The sequence below is a fragment of the Micromonospora sp. NPDC057141 genome (assembly GCF_042670805.1).
Lineage (GTDB): Bacteria > Actinomycetota > Actinomycetes > Mycobacteriales > Micromonosporaceae > Micromonospora.
The window spans coordinates 1-2,523 of record NZ_JBHUVA010000159.1; the positions used below are offsets into that span (position 1 = coordinate 1).

The 2,523-nt window shown below is 68.1% G+C and carries 3 protein-coding genes and 1 tRNA gene; all 4 read right to left on the bottom strand.

The window, feature by feature from the left end; translation table 11 throughout:
• Positions 1-133: 133 nt before the first annotated feature.
• On the bottom strand, positions 134-952 hold the full coding sequence (locus tag ACFT41_RS32140; RefSeq protein ID WP_377614109.1) for a transposase family protein: 819 nt from the start codon (positions 950-952) through the stop codon (positions 134-136).
• Between the two features lie 202 nt (positions 953-1,154).
• A tRNA-Met gene (locus ACFT41_RS32145) sits at positions 1,155-1,223 on the bottom strand.
• A 7-nt stretch (positions 1,224-1,230) separates the two neighbouring features.
• A complete protein-coding gene (locus ACFT41_RS32150) occupies positions 1,231-1,767 on the bottom strand; it encodes a transposase (protein ID WP_376381361.1) in 537 nt (178 codons plus the stop codon).
• Complete coding sequence (locus ACFT41_RS32155) at positions 1,764-2,303, bottom strand: winged helix-turn-helix domain-containing protein (protein WP_376381358.1); 540 nt, start codon at positions 2,301-2,303, stop codon at positions 1,764-1,766. Before ACFT41_RS32155 ends, ACFT41_RS32150 begins: the two co-directional genes overlap by 4 nt.
• Positions 2,304-2,523 lie beyond the last annotated feature (220 nt).

A 2,523-nucleotide genomic window follows, 5' to 3' on the forward strand; every position in this document is an offset into this window, starting at 1 on the left:
GCAGCTCCACCTCGGCGTCGACCTGCTGGCGGCTCGGGGTGGCCGGCCCGCCCGGCACCGCCTCGAAGGACGCGCCGTAGCCCGGGTCCCAGGCGCTGTCTCTTATACACTGAGGTTTTCTCAACGAAGGTCATTACCAGGCGTTGTTGAGGACGAGGGCGGCTTTGACGATGGCGCCGATCCGACCGGGGCTGAGCGTGACGCGCTTCAGGGTGCGCCAGCGTTCCTTCAGCTCGGCCGCAGCTCGTTCGCCCAGCGCCCGAACTCCTCGCAGGAGTGCGTTGTAGGTGCGGGTGTCGGAGTGAAGTTGCAGGTGGGAGCGGCCAGGGGGCTTCTTGAACGGGTGGTGGATGCCGATCCCGGCGCCTTGATAGCCGGCGTCGGCGAGGGTGGGCAGGCCGTCGGCGGCCGCCTTGTACAGGGCTGACAGGCAGTGCATTCGGGCGGCGGTGATGTCGGGCACCGAGCCGGGCTCGGCTTCGGACACCCATAACGGGGTGCCGTTCGGGGCGGACAGGAACTGCACGTTCGCCCCGAATGCCTTGTGTTTCGCCGAATACCAGGTGTCCACCTCCTTGCCCGCGGCGCTCATGTGGGTACCGGCGACGCGGTCGGACTCGATCAGCGTGCCGTCCAGGACCAGGTGGTTCATGCCCCGCTTTCGGCACTCTGCAAGGACCCGGTGCAGATCCGGGGCCTGCTCGGCCAGGACGTCTATGCCTTCGTGCAGGTAGCGGCAGCCGGTGGCCTGAGAGATTCCCGCGTCCCGCGCCAGGCAGTGCACGCACGACCGCTCCCGGAACCAGCGCAGCACCAGCACGGCCTGCCGGAATGGTCCCAGCGCCCGCGAGCCCTTCGGGGTGCCGATCCGGCGACGATGGCCGGCCAGCAGCCGGGCGAGAAACTCAACGACATGACGCGGAACGTCGAGTACGGCAGCATAGGTGACCAACGTGAAGCCCCCGGTGACAGGCGGTCTTGTGAGAAAGACCTGTCCTACCAGGGGCTTCACGCCTGTCCACAGCCACCCTCATGCCCCAGCAACAGCGAGATCATTTCGTTGAGAAAACCTCAATGGCTCGGCTGATTTTGGTATGTCCTCGACGGGGTGTCGCTTGGCGCGGGCGAGCGCTGAGGGCGGGTAGTGGTTGGTGTGGGGTGGGTGGGACTTGAACCCACGGCCGGCGGATTATGAGTCCGCTGCTCTGACCAGCTGAGATACTGAGGTTTTTAGGGTGGGGTCGGTGGTGTGAGTGCCAGGGCGGTGGCGGTGAGGCAGCCGTCGATCAGGTGGGGCCGGAGCTGGATCCTGCGTAACTCGCGGCGAAGGACGCGCTCGAGGTCGTCGGGGATGGCGAAGGCGGTGTTGGCCATCGCTCTGCGCACGAGTGACCAGACGGCCTCGACGGGATTGAGGTCGGGCGCGTAGGGCGGGAGGCGGACGGTGGTGAGCCAGTCGTGCTCGGCCTCGTACCGCTTCAGCCCGGCCGCCAGGTGAGTGTTGAGGTTGTCCCAGACCACCACGATCGGACCGTCGGGCTGGATGTGCGCGCGGACCAGCAGGTCGCGGTAGTCCTGCCAGGAGAAGCTCTTGCGTGCGCCTTTGAGGCGGAGATGGGTGCGGGGCCGGTGGATGAGGCGGCTCGTCTCGCCGGGCTTGTAGCAGCACAGGGCGGCGATTGAGGTCCGGCGGCGGGAGCGGCCGCGGACGCGGATGACGGGGGTGTGCCCGCGTCGGCCCCAGGTCCGGGCACGGGGCGGTGTCATCGAGAAGCCGGCCTCGTCCTCGAAGACGATCCAGGCCCCGGACGCCGCCGCGAGCCTTTTACCCGGGGCCAGACCTCCTTCTTCCACAGCTCCACCGCGTGCTCGTCGCGTTCGAGTGCTCTGCGGGCTGGTGCCTGCCAGGACCAGTCGTGCCGTTTCAGCAGCCGCCACACCGTCGCCACCGACAGACTCACCCGAAGACGTCGGCGGATCAGCGTCTGGACCCGGGCCAGGGTCCAGCGTTCGTCTTCGAAGCCGTGCGCGGCCGGTCCCTTGCCGAGTTCCTCCTCGAGGACGGCGAACTGGGCGTCGGTGACGGTCGGGGAGTTCGCCGGACCCGCCGAGCGCAAGGCCTCCATGCCGCCCTCGCGCCAGGCACGACGCCAGCGTTCCACCGACCTCACACTCACCCGCAGATCCTTCGCGATCACCGCGGTCTTCTCACCCGCCGCGAACCGCATCCCGGCCTGTAACCGGATCCCTTCACGAAACGCCCGACGCTCAGCGGTCAGGCCTCCACCCTCCGGATACCTCATCCCACCGGCATACCACAGGGATCATGAACTGTCACCACCCGATGTCAACCCGAAAACCTCAGTAATACCGCGTCTGCGCAGGTGGGCGCGGTTGGCGCGGGAGGAGTAGGCCTTGTCCGCGGCGAACTGCGGGCTGCCGGCGGCCTGTCCCGGGGGCCTCGAACCCGGTCGGCAGGCGCTGCTCGCTCTCGCCCATCTGCGTAACGGCGACACCTACACC

Excerpts from the sequence above, each read along its gene's own strand:
- ACFT41_RS32150 (WP_376381361.1), bottom strand. The coding sequence starts at position 1,767 with ATGACACCGCCCCGTGCCCGGACCTGGGGCCGACGCGGGCACACCCCC.
- ACFT41_RS32155 (WP_376381358.1), bottom strand. The coding sequence starts at position 2,303 with ATGAGGTATCCGGAGGGTGGAGGCCTGACCGCTGAGCGTCGGGCGTTT.